The organism is Paenibacillus sp. (assembly GCF_048976745.1).
Classification (GTDB): Bacteria; Bacillota; Bacilli; order Paenibacillales; family Paenibacillaceae; genus Paenibacillus.
In genome coordinates, this window is record NZ_JBHGUU010000023.1 from 144,635 (window position 1) to 165,612 (window position 20,978).

Sequence of the window (20,978 nt, forward strand, 5' to 3'; positions counted from 1 at the left end):
GAATGAATGTCCTCTTTTATTAATCCGGCTGGAGCGTAGCAGAACGTAAGAACCAATTAGAGGGACAATACGCATTGCATGGGTTCCTCCACATATTATTTACGAGAGGCTCGTGTGCGGGACACCTCATCGAAGTAGAAGGAACGTTTTCCACGGGAGAAGAGCACGATCAAGACATGAACAAAGAGCACGGCGTAGACTAACATATAGATGCCGAATGTTCCCAAGGAGATCCACATCTGATAAGGCTCAAGCATAATATCCTGTTTACCCGAAAAAGCATAATCGTTAACCAGGCGAATGATCGTAACCAGCAGCCATGGAACATAGAGTGCGACAAACCTTTTGAATAACGATTCACTGGTGGGTGTGCCGGTCTGACGATCCACATAGCGGAATCGCAAGATCAACGAACCTGGCGTTACCCCATTTCGTACCCAAGGGATGAAGAACAGCACAATGACCATAGCCATGGACGTACTCAGTGCATCACTGATCACATCAGATGCTGTGAAGATCGAAATCAGATTCGAAAGGAAGACAACAACGACGCCATCGATTATTAATGCGAGCAATTGAGGCATAACATACACTTGGTTTTGTTCCACAATCTGTTCGCTCTTCGCCTGAATGCTTGCACGTGAGGGGAATAAAGCAAGCAGGATGGGAGCTGTGAAGAATCCAATGACCGCTCCTGAAGTGTTCAATAACAGATCATCTACATCAAAGAGGCGGTAAGGGCAATTATAATACCCGTAGAATCCGGTGATCTGGGTAATCTCGAAGAATAAGGAAAGCCCGAATCCACCAAGCAGGGCGTACTTCCAGAAGGCTCTCTTTTGAAAAAAATAACGGATATATACACCCAGCGGCATGAGAAGCAGGACGTTAAATAGAACTTGCAAGAAGGCTCTGCCCTGAATCATGCTGAGATAGCTGGATGGCTGAGACCATACAATGGGTGTTTCTTTCATAATGTCTTTGACAAAAGTAAATGGAATCAGATTGTAGTAGATCGTGTCAGCGGCTTGCTGCGCACAGGTGTCTCGCGTCGTTGGAAACGGGAGAATAACGAGGCAATAGGCAGCCAGAATATAAAAGATAAAGGAAAAGCTGACGCCAAACCGTGACCAGCTAAAGAAGCCGTCTTTGCGATAACCATAGATCAACCACGGCACCAGCAAGAACATGGCCGCAACAACAAAGATGAAAAAAGCCGTTTGCATAGGGAAAACATATGAGGACATGAGCAGGGACTCCTTTGGTATTAAATATAGTATTAATTCATAGAGACACTAAAGTATGTGTTGGTGTAGTGCGTATTGAATAGTTTCATTATATGTAGTTAGCCTTAAAGTGAAGGATGCATGAACCTTAAATTTGGTTTAAATCCATTCATGCAGTGATCAAGCATATGGAACATACCGCCGAAATCCCGTATACTTGCTGGATAGCCAATCGTAGAATGGAGAGTAATACATATGTCTAATTTGCCTAACTGCCCGAAATGTAATTCGGAGTACACGTACGAGGATGGTAACCTGCTGGTATGCCCGGAGTGTGCACATGAATGGTCTTTGGAAGCAGACAATGAGAATACAGAGGATGCAAAAGTAATCCGTGATGCCAACGGAAATGTGTTGAATGATGGAGATACCGTTACGGTCATTAAAGATCTGAAGGTTAAAGGTAGCTCGCTTGTGGTTAAACAGGGCACCAAGGTGAAGAATATCCGTCTGATTGACGGGGATCATGATATTGATTGTAAAATCGATAGTCTAGGTGCAATGAAGTTGAAATCGGAGTTTGTGAAAAAGATATAAGATCAAGAAACGTTCAGTTCTGCATACATTGGGAATTGAACGTTTTTTGGTTGACAGGAAATATTTAGCAGTCATATACTGGTTGGAATTAAATTTTTGAGCATGGTTGAGTTCTCTACATATACAAAAGGCAGGTGTCAGAGTAATGAAGAGAGATCACATTATTGAATATTATTCGAGGTTTGATGAGTGGGGGAGGCTGGAACGGGAACCGATTGAGTTTATCATTAACATGCATTACATCAAGGAGTGGCTCCCCGCTACAGGTCATATTCTGGATAATGGCGCAGGACCGGGAAAGTATGCCATGGAACTGGCGAGACTAGGGTACCAAGTTACTTTATCGGATCTGACACCGTCTTCCGTGGATACTGCACGGGAAAAGGCACAGGAATTCGGTTTGACACAGCAATTCGATGGATTCCATGTTCTCGATGCAACTTCACTCTCCGGTATGGCTGACGAAACATATGATGCTACCCTTATGCTGGGGCCGTTGTATCATCTGCAGACAGAGGAGGAGCGGACGGCTGCTGTACGGGAATTGTATCGGGTGACCAAGCGAGGAGGCGTGGTATTTGTAGCGATGCAAAGCCGTATGCGCATGAGTATCAATTCGCTGCAATCCCCGCAGCATTGGAAGCCGAATGATCATATGGCAGCCATCCGTTCTTTTGTGGAAAAGGGTATATTCGATCATCAGGATCAAGGACGATTTACGGGAGCATACTATTTTAATATTCAGGACGTTACTCCCTTCATGGAGCAACAGGGATTTGAAACCGTTGCTTTGATTGGTTCATCCAGCCTTAGAGCCATGCATACGGACGAGCAGTTGCAACACTGGAAAGAACGTGGCGAGTATGATGAACTCATGCAATATATGATTGAAGCCGCCAAAGACCCTTCCATACTAGGGATTTCATCTCATCTGTTATACATCGGGAGGAAGAAATAATAGACTTACAAGCAATGCTTTAAAAATCTATGTATTTTAGAATGTCAGCCCGTGGAATACTGTTTCCACATGATATAATATTTCTATCTAATGATCTGGAGGTGTCACTATGCAATGGAAGGAAGTTCAGGAGCGATTCCCTAATGAATGGGTCGTTTTTGAGGCAACCAAGGCGTACTCTAGAGAAGGCCAGCGTTACATTGAAGAGATGGCAGTGATTGATTCATTTGATGATTCTACAAAGGCACTAAAACGTTATGGTGAATTGCATCAAGAAGATCCCAGACGGGAATACTGCTTTTTTCACACTTCACGTCCAGAAGTTGTGGCAAGAGAACGATATGTTGGCATGAGAGGTCCTCGATGAAAATTTCAGAGATTTATGGTCTACCCTTCATAAGCATAAAACTTGAATTTAGAGGAGAAGTACTACAAATAGAAAAAGTCCTTTTGGATACCGGATCAGCTAGTACATTATTGAATGCAGATGCAGTTCGGGAAGTAGGAATGGTTCCTGAAGAGGATGATCTCGTTGATATTATAAGAGGTGTAGGCGGTATAGAGTATGTTTATACCAAGTCGCTCGATTCAATAACTGTAGATGGAACAACGATTAATGATTTTCAAGTTGAAATAGGAAATATGGATTATGGTTTAGAGATTGACGGAATTCTGGGATTTAATTTTATGAAACAGACCGGTGTTGTAATTAATGCCAACCTGATGGAACTAAGTATAGGTAAGCCATAATCGATAGAAAATAATCATTAAAGTGCCCTCTGGAAACAGAGGGTACTTGTGTTTTTCATCAAAATAGTTCAATATTAAGATACATAACAAAAGGTGATCTACTTACAATAGGTTAGATGAACGACGGATCGCTTCATACCAAGGAGGAACAGACAATGGAAATCGGAATTAGTACATTTGTGGAGACAAACCCGGATGTAAAAACAGGAGAACTTATCAGTCATGCGCAGCGTATTCGCGACGTTGTTGAAGAGATTGTTTTGGCAGATCAGGTAGGTCTGGATGTATATGGGGTGGGAGAACATCATCGTGCTGACTATGCCGCTTCATCACCAGCTGTCATTCTGGCGGCTGCAGCTTCACAGACCAAAAATATTCGCCTGACGAGTGCGGTAACGGTGCTGTCATCGCATGATCCGGTGCGGGTATATCAGGATTTTGCGACACTGGACGGCATTTCGAACGGACGTGCAGAGATTATGGCAGGGCGGGGATCATTTATCGAATCGTTCCCACTGTTCGGCTATGATCTGAACGACTACGATGAGTTATTTGACGAGAAACTGGATTTGCTGCTTAAGCTACGTGATTCGGAAAAAGTAACCTGGGAAGGCAAACACCGCCCTTCCTTTAACAATCTGGGCATCTACCCACGCCCGGTACAGGAAAAACTTCCGGTATGGATTGGCAGTGGCGGTAATCAGGAATCGGTTGTTCGTGCAGGACTGCTCGGTTTGCCGCTGGTGCTTGCCATTATTGGTGGTCGTCCGGTGCAATTCGCACCACTGGTGGAGCTGTACAAAAAAGCAGCTGCACATGCGGGACATGATGCTTCCAAGCTGACCGTGGCTTCTCACTCTCACGGCTTCATTGCCGATACAACAGACGAAGCAGTGGAGAAATTCTTCCCGCCAGCTCAAGCGGTCATGAACATACTGGGCCGTGAACGTGGCTGGGGACACTACAGCCGTGCGACATTTGATGCGGCGCGTAGCCTTGAAGGTGCATTGTATGTAGGTGATGTGGATACGGTGGCTCAGAAAATTATTTACCTGCGCAAAGAAGTCGGCATTACCCGCTTCATGTTACACACTCCACTCGGCACCATGCCGCATAACGAGGTCATGAGAGCAATCGAACTGCTTGGCAAAGAAGTTGCTCCAATCGTGCGTAAAGAAATTGCGCGTTGGGAAGCGGAGAACCAAGAGACACGTTAATCGACTGAAGGTTGCTAGGGTTATAGATCAAGTGAAACAAATAAAGGAGCACGTCCTCGGCGTATTACGCCATGGGACCTGCTCCTTTTCGTTTAGTTTCTAAAAGTCTCTATAACGTTCAGATCTCATGATTATCCATTCGCAGATGGACTGACAAGGGAGTGTATAACCATGGACAACGTATGTTCATAGAGAGTTTTGGCAGCTTCTTCGCTCTCAATATGGCCTCCCAGGTACAGATGAATAACACCATGTAAGGGCGCCCAGATCATTCGTACCGCAAGCAGGGGATCCTGCACCTGAAGCATTCCCTGTTCAATGGCTACCTCAACCAAGGCAGACACTTGCTTCAGTGCAGTCGCTGTTCCCTGCAAAGTCTCTCCATCCGGTTTGAATTCGGAAAAAGACCCTCCAAACATCAGCTGATAGAAGCTGGATTGTGAAATGCCAAAATCCCAATAGACGTGGGCCAGATCCCGGAAATATTGTTCAAACGATTCCTGCCGGGGAATAGCTTCAAAACGCTGGGCCATGAGGGAGCAGCCCTCTAAATATAAATGCTTGGCTAGCCCTTCTTTTTTGCCAAAAAGGTTATATATGATTTTGGTGGAGCACTCCATGCGTTCAGCTACACGGCGTACCGTGACGGCTTCTGGCCCATGTTCTTGCAGTAAAGCAGCAGCAGCATGTACGATATTTTGCCGCAGATTATCCGAGTGCTGGAGTCTGGCTTCCTGAAAGGTTGTTACCGTATGTGCAGGTTCTGTGGAACCCGAATTAAGATCCTTCATTGATTTCATCCTCATAACCGTATTGTTGTTGAACAGAAACTACGTTTCCTATTCTTATCGTCATTCTACTGTTTTACGCCGTATAACGTCAATTTAATCCGAATCTAGTAAGGAAGCCACACCGTTCTATATACAAATTTAACAAATGTATTTGACAGCGTTATGGATTATGGTTACGATGATTCTATACAGAAACAACGTTTCTAAATAAAAACAATTATTCTAATTCGCGTAGAGGATGGATGAGAGATGACAAAGGTTCAACAACAATGGGCACTTATTACAGGTGCATCATCAGGTATTGGGGAAGTTTTTGCACTTGAGATGGCTTCCAAGGGTAAAAATATCGTGCTTGTGGCCAGAACAGAGTCCAAACTGATTCAATTGGCAGAGCGAATAGAACGTACATATCAAGTAAGGGCTGAGGTGATCGTATCGGATTTGTCTCAGGTCGATGCACCGCAGAGCGTATATGAGGAATGTCAGAATCGGGGAATACAGATTGATATCCTAATCAACAATGCTGGATTTGCCACCCATGGATGTTTTGAACAGGTGGATGGTTCAAGGCAGCAGGACGAGATTATGTTAAACGTGCTCGCCTTGACGAACATGACACATCTTTTCTTGCCAGGCATGTTACAGAAGCGAAATGGTGCTGTCATTAATGTATCTTCGACGGCTGCCTTCCAACCTGATCCGTATATGGCTGTGTATGGAGCGACAAAGGCATTTGTACTTTCTTTTACTGAGGCATTATACGAAGAGAACAGAAAGCGCGGTGTTCAGTTCTTAGCCCTATGCCCAGGCTCAACTGAAACCTCATTCTTTGATATCGTAGGTGCGGAAGAAGCTTCTGTGGGCAAACGTGATACACCTGAGCATGTCGTGGCCGTGGCCATGAGGGCATTGGATTCAGGCAAACCTTATGCCGTGCCTGGGGCTGGTAATTATTGGACAGCGCAGTTCACCCGCCTCGTGCCACGCAAGTTGATGTTGCGAATCGTAGGAAGCATGCTTCGTCCACGTTCCAAGGGGGGGAAAGCAGAAAAGGTACAAGCCTGATTAGTGGTGTGTGTGGTGGTTAAGTCCGAAAGTAAAAGTAAAAGTAAAAAGAAAAACGCTGTCAGTGAGGTATTCACTGGCAACGTCTTTTAATGAATCGAGATTTCGTTCAATCTGATATCGTGGATTATGTAATCGGAAGTTTTAGGCCAGAATACCTTTGGCTCGTGCTTCTTTAATCCAGCCTGGAAATTCAGTAAGCAGCCGATCATACAATTCTTCATCGCTGATCTTGGAGATGTCGTCCAGAGCAAAAAAGTCAGCATTATCGATGAAACGTCCAGTCATGTCATCGAGCTTCTCCAGAACACCGTAATTGGCTTGTCCCAGGCCAACGAATTGCCAGAACAGATTTTTGGTTGAGCTTTCGGTAATAAGCCGCATAATCTTCCCTTTTTGACTGACTCCGCCATCGCTAAAAAAGATAATATACGTTGGAATGTTCACATTGGGTTCCTCGATCGTGTATTTGCGAATGACATCCTGCATCACAGGAGGTTCATTGTTGGTACCGCCTTTGCTTCCCAGCGTATATGTGCGTTCAATATAATTCTCGAAATCCTTGGCGGTGACGCTAGGTGCACGCAAGAAGTCTTTGGCGAAGAACCAGACATCCAACTCTCCGTTATCATCAAAAGCTGATGCAATCGCCAGGATACGTTCGAAGGCTTCTTGCACGATGCCTTTTCGATACAGATGGTACATGGAGCCTGATGCATCAAATACGACGGCAACACGTGCCTGTATTGGTTCGATCTTTTTCTTTTGCAGAGACAGGGTTACTTTATGCTTGAGGAGATCGATCTTGGTCAGGTTCAGCGGCGGATGATTCTTGTTTGGTGCAGCAACAGGTGCCAAGACTTCTGGAGAGGCCGCTGCTACTTCGGCTTGTGCGGTGAGAAGAACCTGTTCGGCTTCCGAGGTGTCGTTACTCTCAATTTCAACACCGAATGACTCTGCCAGCGGCTGCAATCCACCAAAGAAACCACGTCCAATCGCACGAACTTTGAACCCGTCACGATACTTATAGATTTCAATGAAAATAAGAGCTGTTTCCGCAGTCACCTGCGTGATCTCATAGATGATTCGCTGGGAACCCGCTTGTACAATCGCCTGACATGTCTGAACATCGGTGAAAGTACCTCCCGCATCCATTGTAGCCGTGAACACACATTTTTCCACAGGAGCCTGCCGTAATTGATTCGTATCCAGTACAAACGAGGATTTCAGTTCCTCTGCCTGTTGCAAAAGCACACTTTGATGGGGATCGGCCTTCTGATTATAAAATACAAAATAGTCGTCAGATGGGACCTTTCCCTCTTCGTTCACCATAAAGCAGCTAACATCCAAGGGAGAAGGGGATGAAGTACATTGAATGGTTACCTGAAGCTCGGCGAATTCGTTGATACTGATATTCTGGCCTGTGTTTAAGTGGATGAACGAATCTGTCATAATCGGATGCGCCTCTCTTCTCCAATATAATGGTTGAAAATGAACAGTAACAAAATCGATTCTGAGACAAATGTTTCCATAAGTCAATCACATATCCGGTATTCCTACGCCTGTTCTGACTCGTACTTTTCCCGATGCTCCTTCTTCATCCTTACATAGTCCGGATCGGTCTTGGCGATCTCCCATTGTGCTTTGAATATAGCCGCGGCTTCTGCCTTCACCTTATCATTCTGATAGGGTAAGATTGAGCCATCCTCTTTTGAGTATTTGCGTCCTCCTTTGTGATTTGTATACCGTCTGGCCCGTGTGTAACCCATCTGGAGAAATTTGCGAGCCATATCCATACCCACGAAATCTCCCTTTTTCTTATACTCCAAAAATAGCTCATAGATCTTCTCCGATGACTCTGTCGCAATCTCGGGTGTTTTGAATCGCCAGTGTGGCAGAATTTCGCCCTTGTATGGCTCAACCATGAGAACACCCTGCTCTCCTCGGCCTACGGTGTACAGCTCAGGATGTTTGCGCAGATCGAGCTCATCATAATTGAAACTGTAGTCAAATTTTTTCATCAACGTGGACCCTCCTTGATAGGGATATCATTATGGTGCTATATATGGAACAAGAGCATTCAGCTAAGTAATATAATGCTTCATTTCTTTTTACCCCGATTCTGAACCAACAAGCACGGTTAATGGGGAACAATAGAAGGAATTACACAGGAGGGATAACGGTATGGGAATGTCCGGCAGATATCTTGTGGTTACGAAGGAGCTAGTTGAATCCATTAAATCAGGTGAGGTCAGTGTACATGATTGTGCAGTTGATCTGGATATTGATAAAATGTGGCAGATGTTACAGTTCACGCTGAACGGCAACCTGGTAGAAGGGGAGCCGCCCCTGGGATATGTGGTGCCTCTCGCAGGTGAGCAATACTTGGGAAACTATTCGGACATGGATCTGTTCTTGCTCAGTAATGAGCAGGTGCTGGAGGCCTATATGGCATTGGAGCAGCTTACAACGGAAGAATTAAAGGAGCGGTATAGTCTGGACCGGATGATCACTGAAGGCGTCTATCCTGTTATGGAAGATTGGGATGCGGAAGAAACATTTCAGGAGATCGTTCAGACTGTGGATGATGTCCAGGCCCTGTTTCAGGCCACGGCTGCAAGTGGGAACGGGATCATCTTTTATGTTTTCTAAGTGAGCATTGAAATTATGATGGAAAATGGTTGGCCGACGTTGAGACAGGTTTGAACTGTGCCTATTCGGGTTATTGATAGACACAAGGCTCAGGCCTGATAACATCACAATCCGGTAGAAGAGAGGGAATGCGATATGACACAGGATCAGAACGAAGAGAACAAAGCGATTCAAGAGGACGAGCCGGATCAATTTGAGACTCCCGCAACTGTGGAAGATGAAGAAACGGATGAGAAACTCGCAGAAGATCAGGAGCAAGAATAACTCTAGGCTTTGCATAATAGAGCAGAATATTTTATCGAAACATACTATTTGCTGAAAAATAGATAGACCAGAGGTCGGACATGTTCCGGCCTTTTGGTTTATTTTTTGCGTATCCGTTTACAAGAATTACCTATACCTTCATAATGGAAATGAACCATATTTTTCTAAGGAGGAGATCGTATTACGAATCGGAAGTTAGTCCAGTGGATGGCAGTGCCACTCGTATTATTAATGGTTGTTCTTACAGGATGTCAGGCTGTGGGTGGAGTAGATGTTGGCAAAGCCATGGCTAATGGCGCGAGTATCAAGTCCGGTGAATCCAGACAATCCATGAATATAAACATAGAACCGGCTAAGGAATTCGCGACAGATAAAGACCTTGAAATGATTGAACTCATTAATTCCATATCCCTGGATATTGATCAAGCCAAAATGAAAGATGCGAAGACAGCATCGATCAAAGGTACACTGAGCATGGAGGGAACGAAGTTACCTTTCCACCTGTCCATGAATGAGTCCCAATTGGTTATTGATCTGGACGGGGCCCAGAAACCGCTGTACATATCTCTGGATACGCTCCAGGATGCACAGGCTCTTCCAATGGTAGATACGAAGGCTCTGGAGAAGCAACTCGAGGAACTTTCCCCGAAACTGTTCTCTTTTGTCCTGAAGCATCTGTCCAATCCGAAGAACATCTCCGTAACACCGGTACAGGAATCCGTGAATGGCGAATCACTTAGCCTCTCCAAGCTGCACCTGGAGATGACTGGTGAAGAGATGCTTGCCATGGTTAAACCATTCCTGACGAGTATTTCGAAGGATGAGCAAGGATTGAAAGACCTGATTGGAGATCTGTACGATGTGTTCTATCCTGTACTGGAAGCTGTGAATGAGGTTGAAGGCGGAGGAGATGAAACGCTGAATTCGATCGTTCCTGAATCGAAAGATGAAGCCGTTGCGTCACTGTATGCCATCATCAAAGTAGGACTGGACAGCATGCTGGTCAATTATGATCAGGAGCTGAACAACCTGTTGAATGAGACACCTGAATTCAAAACGGTATTTGGCACAGGTACCACACTGAAATTGGATTTCTATCTCGACAGCAAGCTGGATATACGCAAGCAAAACTTTGAACTGAAGGTAGCGCTGCCGGCTTCCGAAGATCTGCCAGTGAACTCTGTAACCGTAAGTGGAGACAGTGAACAGTGGAATATCGGTGGAACAGTTGCAGTGGATGAAGTGGATGTATCGGGCGGCGTTATGGATCTGATGAAGGATGATATTACGCCTGGTCAGATGCTGCGTAATTTTGATTCCAATTCACTTGCATACCAATTGCTGAAAGATGAAGCGGGGATCACGAGTAAAAGTGTAGTGCTCTTCCCGGATGATGAATATGCCGGGGCAATCACCGTGAAGAACACAACATTTGTTCCGCTTCGCTATGTGTCTGAAGAATTGGATGCTGAAGTGAAATGGACCAAAGGTTCGAACCAAATCGTTGTCATTAACGACATCACGGGTGATGAGATTGTTCTGACTGTAGGTTCCAAGAAAGCAACCGTTGCTGGTAAAGAAGTTACCATGGTGGAATCCGCCTATGTAGGCAAAGACGGCAAGACATATGTGCCGCTGCGCTTTATGGCCGAATCCCTTGGAGCTACTGTAGACAAGGAACAAGAAACAGGCTGGATTTACATTGACCGTCCTTAAGTAAGACATTGAAGTAGTCCTTAGCATGAGAGGGGATTTCAGAGTATGCCAGATTTCTCGTAATGATCGTGAAAAGAACACCGCAAAAATTCCGTTAGACCATGAACGGGATACGTGTGTCCTTTTGACCCATTACGAGGAGCTTCGGCGTTTCTGAAATGATGAAACGGATCGGGGAGTGCCTCTATTGGAGGTGCTCCTCTTTGTCGTGTCATCCTAAATAAACCCCCAGAGGTGTTGTATATGAAAAGTCAATTGAAGCAGGTACCTTCTGAAATTCGCTTACGACGAGCACAACAAGAAGATGCTATTGTACTTACAGAGATTTGCACTCGTGCTTTTGATCATGTCATAAAAGTCTGGTCGGAAGGTGAGAAAGATATCGATAGCAATCTATGTCCGCCTGATTATTCGTCAGTTCGAATGCATCGTTACGTAATCCGTGAATGGGATTATTATGTTGTAGAATCAGATGGATGTGCTATCGGCGGAGTGAGTGTTAACGTGCTCGGACGAAAACACGCCAGGATTGATAAGATCTATATTGACCCCGTATGCCAGGGGCGTGGCGTGGGAACTCAAGTCATGAGGCTTATTGAGGCTGAATTTCCGCAGATTGAAACCTGGAAGCTGGAGACTTCAGGTCGGCAGCTGGATAATCATCATTTTTACGAAAAAATGGGATATGTTTGTATCTATCCATCTAAGGATGAGTTTGTATATGAGAAGAACATGTTCGTTGATTCTTTTGATCCAACATGTGATAAGACATTAGCCAAGGACTCGGGTGTTTCGGTGGTTGAATATGTTCAAGCTAATCTTGACTCGGTTCGTTACAGTACCAGTACTCTGACCAATAGTCGGATCACTGACTGCAACCTGAGTGGAAGCAAATTTACCAATTTAAATATGACGAATATATTGCTAGCTGATTTACGCCTAACTGATAGCAAGATTGAATTTTGTGCTTTGGATGGCGTTCAATTTCAGGATACACATCTTGGATCTGACCGTGTGCCCATGCAGTGGGCGCATTGTGATCTTGGGGGAAGTCGTTTTATCGATTGCGATCTATCTGGAGTTCAGTTGGAACAGTGTCAAGTGACCGGGATGAAGATCAACGGAGTGGAAGTAGAGGAATTACTTGCAGCCTATGAGGCTATGAAGTCCTGAGGACGAATGTCAGGGCGAATACGGAAGCATACTAATCCGGTTGAGATGCTGGTTGTAACAGATCCTCGTTTGATTAGAACAAATGAGGAAACGGGTATTGATGTATGGAAGATGTCCAAAACAGCAAAGGGAGGTCTATAAATGATGACTGAACGATTTGCGGGTAAAGTGGTCCTGATTACAGGCGGTGGCTCCGGCCTTGGACGATCAGCTGCTGTGGAAGTAGCACGTGAAGGGGCGAAGCTTGCCTTGGTGGATGTGAACATGAAGGCGCTGGAAGAGACCAAACGTGTGATCTCCGAAGAGATACAGCATGCCGAGTTTCTGTTAATTGAAGGTGACGTAGCCAACGAAGAAGCGGTGAAGAAATATGTTAGTGATACGGTAAATATGTTTGGACGTATCGATGCATTTTTCAACAATGCGGGCATTGAAGGCAAGCAAAACCTGATCGAGAACTACGAGACGGAGATGTTTGATAAAGTTATCGATATCAATCTGAAGGGTGTATTCTACGGGTTGAAACATGTCCTGCCTGTGATGAAAAAACAGGGCGAAGGTTACATTGTGAACACGTCGTCTGTCGGTGGCATCCGCGCCGTGCCAAACCAGATTGCCTACGGAGCGAGCAAACATGCCGTTGCTGGCATGACCAAAGATGCGGCGATTGAATACGCCGAGCATGGAATCAGCATTAATGCCGTGGCACCTGGAGCCATTTTGACAGATATGGTCATTGGTTCATTCAAACAGATCAATCCGAATGACTGGCAGTCTGCATCCAAAGAGTTTGTGAAGGACAATCCGGCGAAACGCTTGGGTGAGCCGAAAGAAGTAGGGCGCCTCGTAGCCTTCCTGCTGTCCGGCGAAGCACCATTTATCAATGGAGCTATTATTCCAATCGATGGTGCACAGTCAGCCAAATATTGATCCCATAATCAAAGCGCATATCGATGCGACATCGATATATTAAAGAACGCCCTTTTCCGGCCATTGTGCGGGGGCGTTCTTTTTCATACCCTCCAGATAGTGTATTATCCGCAGGTTAAGTGTGCTGTAGAATCTGCGGTTTTTTACTAAACCCGGTACTTCCGGCCATGAAGCCCATCTGGCGATAGAATTCATGCGCATCTTCACGTTCAGGGCGGTTACCACTGTTCAGAGACAGGGAGTCCACGTTATGCGTGGCGGCCCATTGCTCAGCTTCAAAAATGAGTTGACGGCCGATGCCTGAGCCCCTGAACTGATCGTGTACAACCAATGCCATGATGCGGCAGTGTCTTCCGTTCTTTTCATACAGATAAGACATCTGTAAACCGATCAGTCCAACGACACGTCCCCGTGCTTCAGCAACCAGTGTAGTAAAGTTTGCGTCCGCAGAGATATGAGTATAACGCTCCTCCATCTCGGCGTAAGTGGTGGGATAACCGAGTTGGTCCATCAGAATGACCATATCTTGTAGGTCGGTAGGGGAACTGTGTCTAATGGTTACATCCAGGCTCATAGTGGTGTCGCCTCCTTGGGTCTTTCTTTCAATGACAGTTCAATAATGGTATCCAGTAGCTCTGCAAAAGAAATGCCTGCAGCGGCTGCACTTTTGGGCAGCAGACTGTTACGGGTAAGTCCCGGCAGCGTGTTCACTTCAAGCACATAAGGCATGCCTTCCCGAATCATCATATCCACGCGAGCGTAGACGCTGCATTTGAGCACCTGATAGCAGGCCAAGGCCGCAGCTTCGACGCGATGGTGAAGGTCTGCAGGCAATTGCACAACCTGCTCATCGGCTCCGTTGTCATCGTATTTGGAAGCATAGTCGAAAAATGCAGCGTTCGAATGAATGGAGATCACAGGCAGCATCTTACCATCCAGAATGGCACAGGTGATCTCCTCACCTTCGATATACTGTTCAATCATGACCGTGTCATCCCAAGCGAGTGCAGCCTCTACAGCAGCGGGCAGGGCGGAAGCTTCCTTCACCACTTGGGTACCAATGCTGGAACCGCCTGAATTCGGTTTGACCACCACGGGGTACGTTAGTTGTTGAACAGCAATAGAGGATAGTTCCTCCATATGGTTCACCCTCAGCCATTCTCCGGTAAGCACACCTGCATGCTGCATGAGCTGTTTGGACATGTCCTTATCCATGCATACACTGCTTGCAAGTACACCACAGCCTGTGTAGGGAATACCCAGGGATTCCAGTGTGCCCTGAACGGTACCATCTTCGCCGTATTTGCCATGCAGGGCAAGCAGTGCCACATCGATCCCCGCTGACTTGTCGATTAGATCGCGTTTGGTATTCAGCTCAATGGGCACAACCTCGTATTTGTCTCTATTTAGATTGGCAATCATCTCCTGTCCGGTGAGCAGGGAAATATCCCGCTCTGAAGATGTACCGCCCATAATCACGCCAACTTTCATGTGAAATCCTCCTTATCTCATTTGAGCTGCTGTCTCGCCAATGATACGAATGCCTTTACGTATGTTCTCATCGCTGACTCTGGAGAAACCCAGACGCATCGTGTTTACACCCTGACCGGGTTCCAGATAAAAGGTATCCCCTGGTGTGAACGTTACACCTTTCACTTTACAGGCGGCCAGCAGTTCACGGGTTCTGTATTCGGACGGGAACTGCACGAACAGATGCAGCCCACCCGCACCGGAAATCCGGCACATTGGCAGATGCTGCTTCAGGCAACGCACAACCAATTCATATTTTCGCTTATACTCCGTGCGAGCTCGCTTCAGATATTTCTCGAAATTACCGTTGCTCAGATATTGATACAATAACGATTGATCCAGCGTGGAGGTATGGATGCTGCGTGCTCGTTTCATACTCTCCAGATAATCAATCAGCGCCGCATCCGCAATAATCCAACCTACCCGCAGACCTGGGAACAGAACTTTGGAGAAGCTGCCCAGATACACCAGTCCATTGCCTTTGCCCATGCTGGCAATCAGGGGAGATACGTGGGAACCGGAATAGCGTAATTCTTCGTTGAATCCGTCCTCAATGATGGGTACCTGATACTTGTTCATCAACCGGATGATCTCTACCCGTTTCGCAGGGGACGTTACAATCCCGGTTGGATTGTGATAGGAAGGCACGAGATATGCCAGATCATATGGACTTGCCTCAAGTTCGTGTTCCAGTTGCTTTAAGTCCAAGCCATCCGGCTCCATATTCACACCGGTTAGGTTGAACTGGTGCAGCTTCAGGTTTTTGATTGCCGTGTGGTGCGTTGGATTCTCGCAGAGCGCTTTTCCGCTTTTTTTGCGTAACGCTCCAAGCACCAGATCGAATCCCTCTGTGAATCCGTTCGTGATCAGAATGTCCTTGCCACGGAGGTCAACACCTTTGTTCTCCATATAACGTAATAAATAGTTCATCAGCGGTCTGTATCCCTGCGCATATCCGTAATTCAGCAGTACTTCACCTTCAAGTGACATGCGATCCAGAAAAGCCCGCTTCACATTGTGCAGATCAAACAGCTTTTCATCCGGTGCGATACTGGTGAACGATATCTCGCCGCGCTCTGCTCCGGAGCCATGCTTCATCAGATCGTACTGCTCTGCCTGAATGGCATACTCGCTCATCTCAGTCGTCCAGTCCAATTGCCAGCTTGCTGTTGCTGTTGCATTAGGTGTTTCAATGGAAGCACTGACGTAATTGCCTTTGCCTTTGACGGCATAGATCAGACCTTCATCTTCAAGCTCGGCATAAGCGAGCAGGACCGTGCTGCGACTAACCTTCATGAGTGTACTGAGTTCACGGGTCGAGGGCAGCTTTTGTTTGGCTTGCAGGCCACCTTTGAGCATCAATCGCTTCATATAATCTTTGACTTGTATATATACAGGGCGGTCCTCCGTCAATTGCAGATCGGAATACATCCCATCACTCCCTCTACTGGTATCTTGCCATATTATAAACCCGGCAGAAAGAACCACGATACCTCTGTTTCCCTGCGAGTGTGGTTGGTCGTTCGCGCAAACGCAAAAAAGCCCTGGCATTATGCCGGGGCCTGGGGGTGAAACTTGATCCATCTTCTATAGTACTGCTGCTATAACTCTACAGTTGCATTGCATGACTAGTCTCTCTAGGATCGATAGCTATCTGACCTTCTACGTGTGTCTATTAACTTCAGTACGACTATAATTGCAGGCTTTCTAGGTAATACTTAAAATCTACAGTGGATCATGAATCTGGGTCTTTCTACGTTTGCTTGCTGCAAGGGTCGATTAGATGATGAATCTACAATCTATAAGCTAAGGTTCTTGCTAACTGTACTCTTGTCGTGATCACGTAACAGAATTCAGCATGAAAAAGAGTTTCAATCATAGGGTACAATAGACGGAGGTAGATATAAAGACGTATGTCTCAGTGCCCAATTTCTTCCTCATACCCCTATAGTACCACTTTGAATCAGGGAAGTTAACCTTTTTTTTGAAATATTTGTCGTAATAGCGAAAATTGCGTGAAATGTACTTCTTATAGATTGAAATGGTGTCCCTTTATAATATGTGATAGGATGTAAACCTATAGATAATGAGGAAGTGAGCCTATTGATTAATATTACTGTGCCAACACCGGATGTAACCATCACAAAGCAGGTTGATCCACAGCTTAGCCACATTTATGGATTTACTGATTTTCACCTGATTACCCGGGAACTGGGCGGGATTTTCATGTTTTACAATGCTGCTGGAGAGTTGTTGTTTGTCGGGAAAGCACGAAAATTAAGACCCCGCATCAAAAAGCATTTTGAAGACACGGTATCACCAATGAAGAACCACCGCGAGGAAGTAACAAAGATTGAAGTATGCCTCGTTGAAGATCCGGTAGATCGTGAAATTTACGAGACGTATATCATTAACACGATGCGTGCGAAATACAATGTAGATAAAGTCTTGTACAAATAAGACATATAAAAGCACATGAATATGCAATGTCTGGGACATATGTCCTAAGATTTGCGCCAGTGGGTTCGGAAGGAATCGAAGGATTGCATCCGATTCCTTCTGGTGCATCCCGATCTTTTCGAGGGAGTAGCTTGTAGAACTGAAACGTAGTAAGCCCAAGCTTAGTATCACAGATATACCAAATACATATGAAGAGGTGATTGTGTTGATCGGTCGTAGCGGTAACCCCACACTTAAAGACAGCACGTTTGAAAACAGAGGATATGGAGAAGATCGGTATCAGAATTACATGACGATCAACGGCACGGTGAACAAAGCGTTTATTACGCTGGTGATCCTGCTGGCTAGTGCGTTTGCAACCTGGATGATGTTCTTTAACGGACAACAAGTGATGCCGCTCGCTTATGGCGGTTTAATCGTTGGTTTCATTCTGGCGCTTGTCGTTTCGTTCAAACCGGTAACGGCACCCTATCTCGTACCCATCTATGCGGTAGCTGAAGGACTATTCCTTGGGGCACTCTCTGCAACCTATGAATCCCTGTATAACGGGATTACCTTACAGGCCGCGCTGTTGACGATGGCTGTATTCATCGCCCTGCTGATGGCGTACAAAACGAAATTGATCAAAGCTACAGAGAACTTCAAGCTGGGTGTTGTGGCTGCAACCGGCGGTATCATGATCATGTATCTGCTGAGCTTTATACTTGGTTTCTTCGGAATTTCGATTCCTTATCTGCATGATAACAGCTTGATCGGCATCGGTATTTCGGTCGTTATTGTCATTGTGGCTGCCCTCAATCTGGTTCTTGATTTCGACTTCATCGAGGGTGGTGCTGAACGCGGAGCCCCCAAGTACATGGAGTGGTATGGCGCATTTGGATTGATGGTTACACTGGTATGGTTGTACATTGAGATCATTCGTCTGCTTGGCAAATTGCGGAGCCGGGATTAGTTCTATTCAATTCGTAAGAGACGTAAACGTAGTGTGAATGTAAAGTTAAAAAGCCAAAAAGCTAACGCGTGATACTCACGTCGTTAGCTTTTTTTAGTTAACCTTAGCCAGGACTTCTTGATGCGAGCCTCTTGCAAAACTCAACTGATCCCAACTAGTTGAGCCCAGCACCGCTCTATACCAACTCTGTATATAGATCCCCCAAGGTGATAATCTCGGGCTTGCTTGGCAGCTCTCCACCAGCCGAACATGCCGCAAGCATATGTCCATCATCCAGTCGCTGACTAAGAAAGAGATATGTCCTCGCCTGATCACAATGCCATTCTTCCCGCTCATTGGGAAGGAGGGCGAAGGAATCCAGTGGCATGGACAAGCCCATACCGACGGCCTTGATATAACTTTCCTTCAGCGTCCATAGACGGTAGAAGGATTCCAGCCGACGATCTACAGGCTCGGCAGCCAAGAACTGGCTCTCCATAGGAGAGAAGAAACGCTCTGCAATCTGCATGTCAATGGGTGCTATTTTTTCGACATCCACGCCCAGTTCATCTGTACCGCCTGAGATCAGAGCAATCCAACCACCAGAATGCGAGACGTTGAATTGTACATCCGAATGGTGGATGAGTGAAGGTTTGCCGTAGGAATTACGGTTAAAAGAAAGCTCAGCAGGCATCAGGCCAGTTAATTTACTCAAAGTCACACGAGTCAATATCTCTCCCAGCACGGAGCGATACGCGTCAGCCTGACGTACAAAACGGGAAGCCTGGGCACGACGCTCGGCAGAGACTTGCGACAGAAAATGGTTCCAGTACGCCTCGGGCAATACTTCTGGAACTTGGAGTACACGAATCGTTATCATCATTAATCACCTGAGGACATATTCGGCGCGGATCACGAACTTTCCTTTATATGGAACAGACCCTCATGCTTCTTGCGCTTGTTTCCATTCCGTATGCGCAGCCTGCACTCGCTCCCACATCTCTTGGCATTCCAGTTCACTGTAATTCACCAAGGGTTCATGGAATATTTCAGTTAATACGTTACGCCACTCGGTATAATTCCGGATCTCCGTTTTCCGGATTCCTTCCATATCATGGGTTCGAAGCATACATCCACGTAGTTCATGACTGCGGATCTCATCCCGCTGACGAAGCAAAAATGCGTTATGCCAAGGTGATTCGGCCGCCCGACTGTAGAATTCATGTTTGGGAATGAACTCCTCCAGATCGTGGACTACCTCGGGAGCATAGTCGACACCTTCACTTGGCCCATTCGGCTCGTACTCAAGCCGCCATCCCCCAGCAGCAACAGATGATGGCATTAATTGGTATGTGAACGGAGCTGAACCATAGGTTCCATAACGAAGTGGCAGAGGTTCAAAGGGCATTCCGCCGAGACCGACATCTACAATCCAGCGCTCAACTGTCGGGTCAGCATCCGGCAGAAGGACAGACAGACCGAGATGGAATGAGTTCACACGGGGTTGTTCCCCATGAGGCTGTACTCCTCCGCGATGCCAATCAACCGTATAACCCAGCGAGCGGAGAAGAACACTAAATGCACCATTTAGATGAAAGCAGTAGCCGCTGCGTCCCTGTAATATGAGCTGAATTGAATCTTGAAGACGGATTCCCACAGGGCGACCTGCAAAAATATCGACTGTTTGCCAAGAAAGATATTGCACATGTGCGCGCTGGAGTTCAAATAAAAATTTCAATGTAGGTTGCTTTATATCATCAATACCAATCCTTTTGAGATAGGCCTGTATTTCAATTGGTTTTAATGGTTCATTCATTCAGATCACCTCACGTCATATATTGGGCTGCATGTGGTAGTTATAAACTTCTGCTGCCTTGAGTTCATTGTAAAAGTGAACGGGTAAAAACAACATCATCAATTGAGATGATTGTAACGGTACAATTCATAGGATAATCTTGAAGATCATCTCAAGAGATAAACATGGTTTTGATGTCATTGAAATACAATATATGGATGAGCTATTTCTTTTTCCGGGGTATGCTAACCCTTTGGAGTGGATATAGGTTAGAATATAGATAGATAGCAGGATTAGGAGATGGAAAAATGGCTAATGATGAAGTAATTTTGACACAGGAAGGCTTGGAAAAGCTGGAGGACGAACTGAGGGATTTGAAGACGGTGAAGCGTAAGGAATTGGCTGAGCGTCTGAAACTCGCGATCAGTTACGGTGACCTGAAGGAAAATAGTGAGTATCATTCAGCCAAAGATGATCAGGCCTTTATGGAGACACGGATTTTGATCTTGGAGAAGATGTTGACCAAAGCAAGAGTCATCTCTTCAGACAATATAGACTCCAACAAAGTGAGCATTGGCTCGACGGTGTTGCTTAATGACATTGAGTTCGCCGAGAAGATTGAATATAAAGTGGTTGGTCCCGCCGAGGCCGATGTTGCGGATAATAAAATTTCGTACGAGAGCCCGTTGGGCAAGGAATTGATGGGCAAAGAAGTGGGTAGCGTCATTCATGTCAATGCTCCGATGGGCGTTATCAAGTACGAGTTACTTCAAATTAAAGTGTAATTCAAAAAGAGAGGTGCTCCGCAGTCATCAAAGTGGCTGAGGACACCTCTTTTTGGTTTTATTGGGCTTTGAACGGTTGGAGATATGGCTTTGTTGAAACTTCATACGGTTGGACTAACGGACTTTATCACATACTGT

Annotated in this window: 23 protein-coding genes; 14 read left to right on the forward strand and 9 right to left on the reverse strand. The window is 45.8% G+C overall.

Going from position 1 to position 20,978, the window contains the following annotated elements:
- Positions 1–95: 95 nt before the first annotated feature.
- Positions 96–1,247, reverse strand: a complete 1,152-nt coding sequence (locus ACE3K2_RS25060; protein WP_421896426.1) for a VanZ family protein — start codon at positions 1,245–1,247, stop codon at positions 96–98.
- A 234-nt stretch (positions 1,248–1,481) separates the two neighbouring features.
- On the opposite strand from ACE3K2_RS25060, the gene ACE3K2_RS25065 reads away from it, so the two are divergent.
- The 5 genes from ACE3K2_RS25065 to ACE3K2_RS25085 all read left to right on the forward strand — a co-directional run bounded on the left by ACE3K2_RS25065 (position 1,482) and on the right by ACE3K2_RS25085 (position 4,748).
- Positions 1,482–1,823 (forward strand): zinc ribbon domain-containing protein YjdM, encoded by a 342-nt coding sequence (locus ACE3K2_RS25065; protein ID WP_421896429.1) that lies wholly within the window; start codon positions 1,482–1,484, stop codon positions 1,821–1,823.
- A 145-nt stretch (positions 1,824–1,968) separates the two neighbouring features.
- Positions 1,969–2,781 carry a class I SAM-dependent methyltransferase gene (locus ACE3K2_RS25070; protein WP_421896432.1) on the forward strand — a complete coding sequence of 271 codons (813 nt, stop codon included), beginning with the start codon at positions 1,969–1,971 and terminating at the stop codon, positions 2,779–2,781.
- Between the two features lie 109 nt (positions 2,782–2,890).
- Positions 2,891–3,148, forward strand: a complete 258-nt coding sequence (locus ACE3K2_RS25075; RefSeq protein ID WP_074092774.1) for a hypothetical protein — start codon at positions 2,891–2,893, stop codon at positions 3,146–3,148.
- Positions 3,145–3,531, forward strand: a complete 387-nt coding sequence (locus ACE3K2_RS25080) for a retropepsin-like aspartic protease (protein WP_421896436.1) — start codon at positions 3,145–3,147, stop codon at positions 3,529–3,531. Before ACE3K2_RS25075 ends, ACE3K2_RS25080 begins: the two co-directional genes overlap by 4 nt.
- A gap of 155 nt (positions 3,532–3,686) precedes the next feature.
- Positions 3,687–4,748, forward strand: a complete 1,062-nt coding sequence (locus ACE3K2_RS25085) for an LLM class flavin-dependent oxidoreductase (protein WP_421896439.1) — start codon at positions 3,687–3,689, stop codon at positions 4,746–4,748.
- Between the two features lie 131 nt (positions 4,749–4,879).
- Here the strand turns inward: ACE3K2_RS25085 and ACE3K2_RS25090 are convergent, their stop codons facing one another.
- Entirely contained in the window at positions 4,880–5,539 is a 660-nt protein-coding gene (locus ACE3K2_RS25090) for a TetR/AcrR family transcriptional regulator (RefSeq protein WP_421896442.1), read from the reverse strand.
- Positions 5,540–5,788: 249 nt separating this feature from the next.
- Here ACE3K2_RS25090 and ACE3K2_RS25095 point away from each other — a divergent pair, with 249 nt between their 5' ends.
- Complete coding sequence (locus ACE3K2_RS25095; protein ID WP_421896445.1) at positions 5,789–6,604, forward strand: SDR family NAD(P)-dependent oxidoreductase; 816 nt, start codon at positions 5,789–5,791, stop codon at positions 6,602–6,604.
- 144 nt (positions 6,605–6,748) lie between these two features.
- Here the strand turns inward: ACE3K2_RS25095 and ACE3K2_RS25100 are convergent, their stop codons facing one another.
- Both ACE3K2_RS25100 and ACE3K2_RS25105 read right to left on the reverse strand, forming a co-directional pair.
- Positions 6,749–8,056 (reverse strand): VWA domain-containing protein, encoded by a 1,308-nt coding sequence (locus ACE3K2_RS25100; protein WP_421896448.1) that lies wholly within the window; start codon positions 8,054–8,056, stop codon positions 6,749–6,751.
- A gap of 104 nt (positions 8,057–8,160) precedes the next feature.
- Positions 8,161–8,625, reverse strand: coding sequence for a DUF4385 domain-containing protein (locus ACE3K2_RS25105; RefSeq protein ID WP_421896850.1), 465 nt, complete (start codon positions 8,623–8,625; stop codon positions 8,161–8,163).
- A 163-nt stretch (positions 8,626–8,788) separates the two neighbouring features.
- Between ACE3K2_RS25105 and ACE3K2_RS25110 the strand changes: the two genes are divergently transcribed.
- The 5 genes from ACE3K2_RS25110 (at position 8,789) to ACE3K2_RS25130 (ending at position 13,339) form a co-directional block, all read left to right on the forward strand.
- Positions 8,789–9,256 (forward strand): DUF1877 family protein, encoded by a 468-nt coding sequence (locus tag ACE3K2_RS25110; protein WP_421896451.1) that lies wholly within the window; start codon positions 8,789–8,791, stop codon positions 9,254–9,256.
- A gap of 135 nt (positions 9,257–9,391) precedes the next feature.
- Positions 9,392–9,520 carry a hypothetical protein gene (locus ACE3K2_RS25115; RefSeq protein ID WP_421896454.1) on the forward strand — a complete coding sequence of 43 codons (129 nt, stop codon included), beginning with the start codon at positions 9,392–9,394 and terminating at the stop codon, positions 9,518–9,520.
- Between the two features lie 207 nt (positions 9,521–9,727).
- Positions 9,728–11,236 carry a copper amine oxidase N-terminal domain-containing protein gene (locus tag ACE3K2_RS25120; protein ID WP_421896457.1) on the forward strand — a complete coding sequence of 503 codons (1,509 nt, stop codon included), beginning with the start codon at positions 9,728–9,730 and terminating at the stop codon, positions 11,234–11,236.
- A gap of 243 nt (positions 11,237–11,479) precedes the next feature.
- Positions 11,480–12,409, forward strand: a complete 930-nt coding sequence (locus ACE3K2_RS25125) for a GNAT family N-acetyltransferase (RefSeq protein WP_421896460.1) — start codon at positions 11,480–11,482, stop codon at positions 12,407–12,409.
- Positions 12,410–12,553: 144 nt separating this feature from the next.
- Positions 12,554–13,339: a glucose 1-dehydrogenase gene (locus ACE3K2_RS25130; RefSeq protein ID WP_421896852.1), complete on the forward strand. Its 786-nt coding sequence runs from the start codon at positions 12,554–12,556 to the stop codon at positions 13,337–13,339.
- Between the two features lie 115 nt (positions 13,340–13,454).
- On the opposite strand, the gene ACE3K2_RS25135 is transcribed toward ACE3K2_RS25130, so the two are convergent.
- The 3 genes from ACE3K2_RS25135 to ACE3K2_RS25145 are packed head-to-tail and all read right to left on the reverse strand — an operon-like array spanning position 13,455 to position 16,300.
- Complete coding sequence (locus ACE3K2_RS25135) at positions 13,455–13,913, reverse strand: GNAT family N-acetyltransferase (RefSeq protein ID WP_421896463.1); 459 nt, start codon at positions 13,911–13,913, stop codon at positions 13,455–13,457.
- The gene (locus ACE3K2_RS25140; protein WP_421896466.1) at positions 13,910–14,830 is read right to left on the reverse strand and encodes a D-alanine--D-alanine ligase; all 921 of its coding nucleotides are present in this window, start codon (positions 14,828–14,830) and stop codon (positions 13,910–13,912) included. Before ACE3K2_RS25140 ends, ACE3K2_RS25135 begins: the two co-directional genes overlap by 4 nt.
- Positions 14,831–14,842: 12 nt before the next feature.
- Positions 14,843–16,300 (reverse strand): PLP-dependent aminotransferase family protein, encoded by a 1,458-nt coding sequence (locus ACE3K2_RS25145; RefSeq protein ID WP_421896469.1) that lies wholly within the window; start codon positions 16,298–16,300, stop codon positions 14,843–14,845.
- Positions 16,301–16,972: 672 nt separating this feature from the next.
- Between ACE3K2_RS25145 and ACE3K2_RS25150 the strand changes: the two genes are divergently transcribed.
- A complete protein-coding gene (locus ACE3K2_RS25150; RefSeq protein WP_017691590.1) occupies positions 16,973–17,329 on the forward strand; it encodes a nucleotide excision repair endonuclease in 357 nt (118 codons plus the stop codon).
- A gap of 205 nt (positions 17,330–17,534) precedes the next feature.
- The gene (locus tag ACE3K2_RS25155; protein ID WP_421896473.1) at positions 17,535–18,281 is read left to right on the forward strand and encodes a Bax inhibitor-1/YccA family protein; all 747 of its coding nucleotides are present in this window, start codon (positions 17,535–17,537) and stop codon (positions 18,279–18,281) included.
- Positions 18,282–18,456: 175 nt separating this feature from the next.
- On the opposite strand, the gene ACE3K2_RS25160 is transcribed toward ACE3K2_RS25155, so the two are convergent.
- Entirely contained in the window at positions 18,457–19,143 is a 687-nt protein-coding gene (locus tag ACE3K2_RS25160; RefSeq protein WP_421896477.1) for a 4'-phosphopantetheinyl transferase family protein, read from the reverse strand.
- 60 nt (positions 19,144–19,203) lie between these two features.
- A complete protein-coding gene (locus ACE3K2_RS25165; RefSeq protein ID WP_421896480.1) occupies positions 19,204–20,076 on the reverse strand; it encodes an arylamine N-acetyltransferase family protein in 873 nt (290 codons plus the stop codon).
- Between the two features lie 287 nt (positions 20,077–20,363).
- On the opposite strand from ACE3K2_RS25165, the gene greA reads away from it, so the two are divergent.
- On the forward strand, positions 20,364–20,840 hold the full coding sequence (gene greA / locus ACE3K2_RS25170; protein WP_062836673.1) for a transcription elongation factor GreA: 477 nt from the start codon (positions 20,364–20,366) through the stop codon (positions 20,838–20,840).
- Positions 20,841–20,978 lie beyond the last annotated feature (138 nt).

Coding starts and splice junctions, on each gene's coding strand:
- ACE3K2_RS25075 (WP_074092774.1), top strand. CDS start 2,891: ATGCAATGGAAGGAAGTTCAGGAGCGATTCCCTAATGAATGGGTCGTT.
- ACE3K2_RS25140 (WP_421896466.1), bottom strand. CDS start 14,830: ATGAAAGTTGGCGTGATTATGGGCGGTACATCTTCAGAGCGGGATATT.
- ACE3K2_RS25165 (WP_421896480.1), bottom strand. CDS start 20,076: ATGAATGAACCATTAAAACCAATTGAAATACAGGCCTATCTCAAAAGG.
- ACE3K2_RS25090 (WP_421896442.1), bottom strand. CDS start 5,539: ATGAAGGATCTTAATTCGGGTTCCACAGAACCTGCACATACGGTAACA.
- ACE3K2_RS25120 (WP_421896457.1), top strand. CDS start 9,728: ATGGCAGTGCCACTCGTATTATTAATGGTTGTTCTTACAGGATGTCAG.
- ACE3K2_RS25110 (WP_421896451.1), top strand. CDS start 8,789: ATGGGAATGTCCGGCAGATATCTTGTGGTTACGAAGGAGCTAGTTGAA.
- ACE3K2_RS25105 (WP_421896850.1), bottom strand. CDS start 8,625: ATGAAAAAATTTGACTACAGTTTCAATTATGATGAGCTCGATCTGCGC.
- ACE3K2_RS25065 (WP_421896429.1), top strand. CDS start 1,482: ATGTCTAATTTGCCTAACTGCCCGAAATGTAATTCGGAGTACACGTAC.
- ACE3K2_RS25100 (WP_421896448.1), bottom strand. CDS start 8,056: ATGACAGATTCGTTCATCCACTTAAACACAGGCCAGAATATCAGTATC.
- ACE3K2_RS25095 (WP_421896445.1), top strand. CDS start 5,789: ATGACAAAGGTTCAACAACAATGGGCACTTATTACAGGTGCATCATCA.
- ACE3K2_RS25070 (WP_421896432.1), top strand. CDS start 1,969: ATGAAGAGAGATCACATTATTGAATATTATTCGAGGTTTGATGAGTGG.
- ACE3K2_RS25080 (WP_421896436.1), top strand. CDS start 3,145: ATGAAAATTTCAGAGATTTATGGTCTACCCTTCATAAGCATAAAACTT.
- ACE3K2_RS25125 (WP_421896460.1), top strand. CDS start 11,480: ATGAAAAGTCAATTGAAGCAGGTACCTTCTGAAATTCGCTTACGACGA.
- ACE3K2_RS25085 (WP_421896439.1), top strand. CDS start 3,687: ATGGAAATCGGAATTAGTACATTTGTGGAGACAAACCCGGATGTAAAA.
- ACE3K2_RS25115 (WP_421896454.1), top strand. CDS start 9,392: ATGACACAGGATCAGAACGAAGAGAACAAAGCGATTCAAGAGGACGAG.
- ACE3K2_RS25145 (WP_421896469.1), bottom strand. CDS start 16,300: ATGTATTCCGATCTGCAATTGACGGAGGACCGCCCTGTATATATACAA.
- ACE3K2_RS25160 (WP_421896477.1), bottom strand. CDS start 19,143: ATGATGATAACGATTCGTGTACTCCAAGTTCCAGAAGTATTGCCCGAG.
- greA (WP_062836673.1), top strand. CDS start 20,364: ATGGCTAATGATGAAGTAATTTTGACACAGGAAGGCTTGGAAAAGCTG.
- ACE3K2_RS25130 (WP_421896852.1), top strand. CDS start 12,554: ATGACTGAACGATTTGCGGGTAAAGTGGTCCTGATTACAGGCGGTGGC.
- ACE3K2_RS25135 (WP_421896463.1), bottom strand. CDS start 13,913: ATGAGCCTGGATGTAACCATTAGACACAGTTCCCCTACCGACCTACAA.
- ACE3K2_RS25060 (WP_421896426.1), bottom strand. CDS start 1,247: ATGTCCTCATATGTTTTCCCTATGCAAACGGCTTTTTTCATCTTTGTT.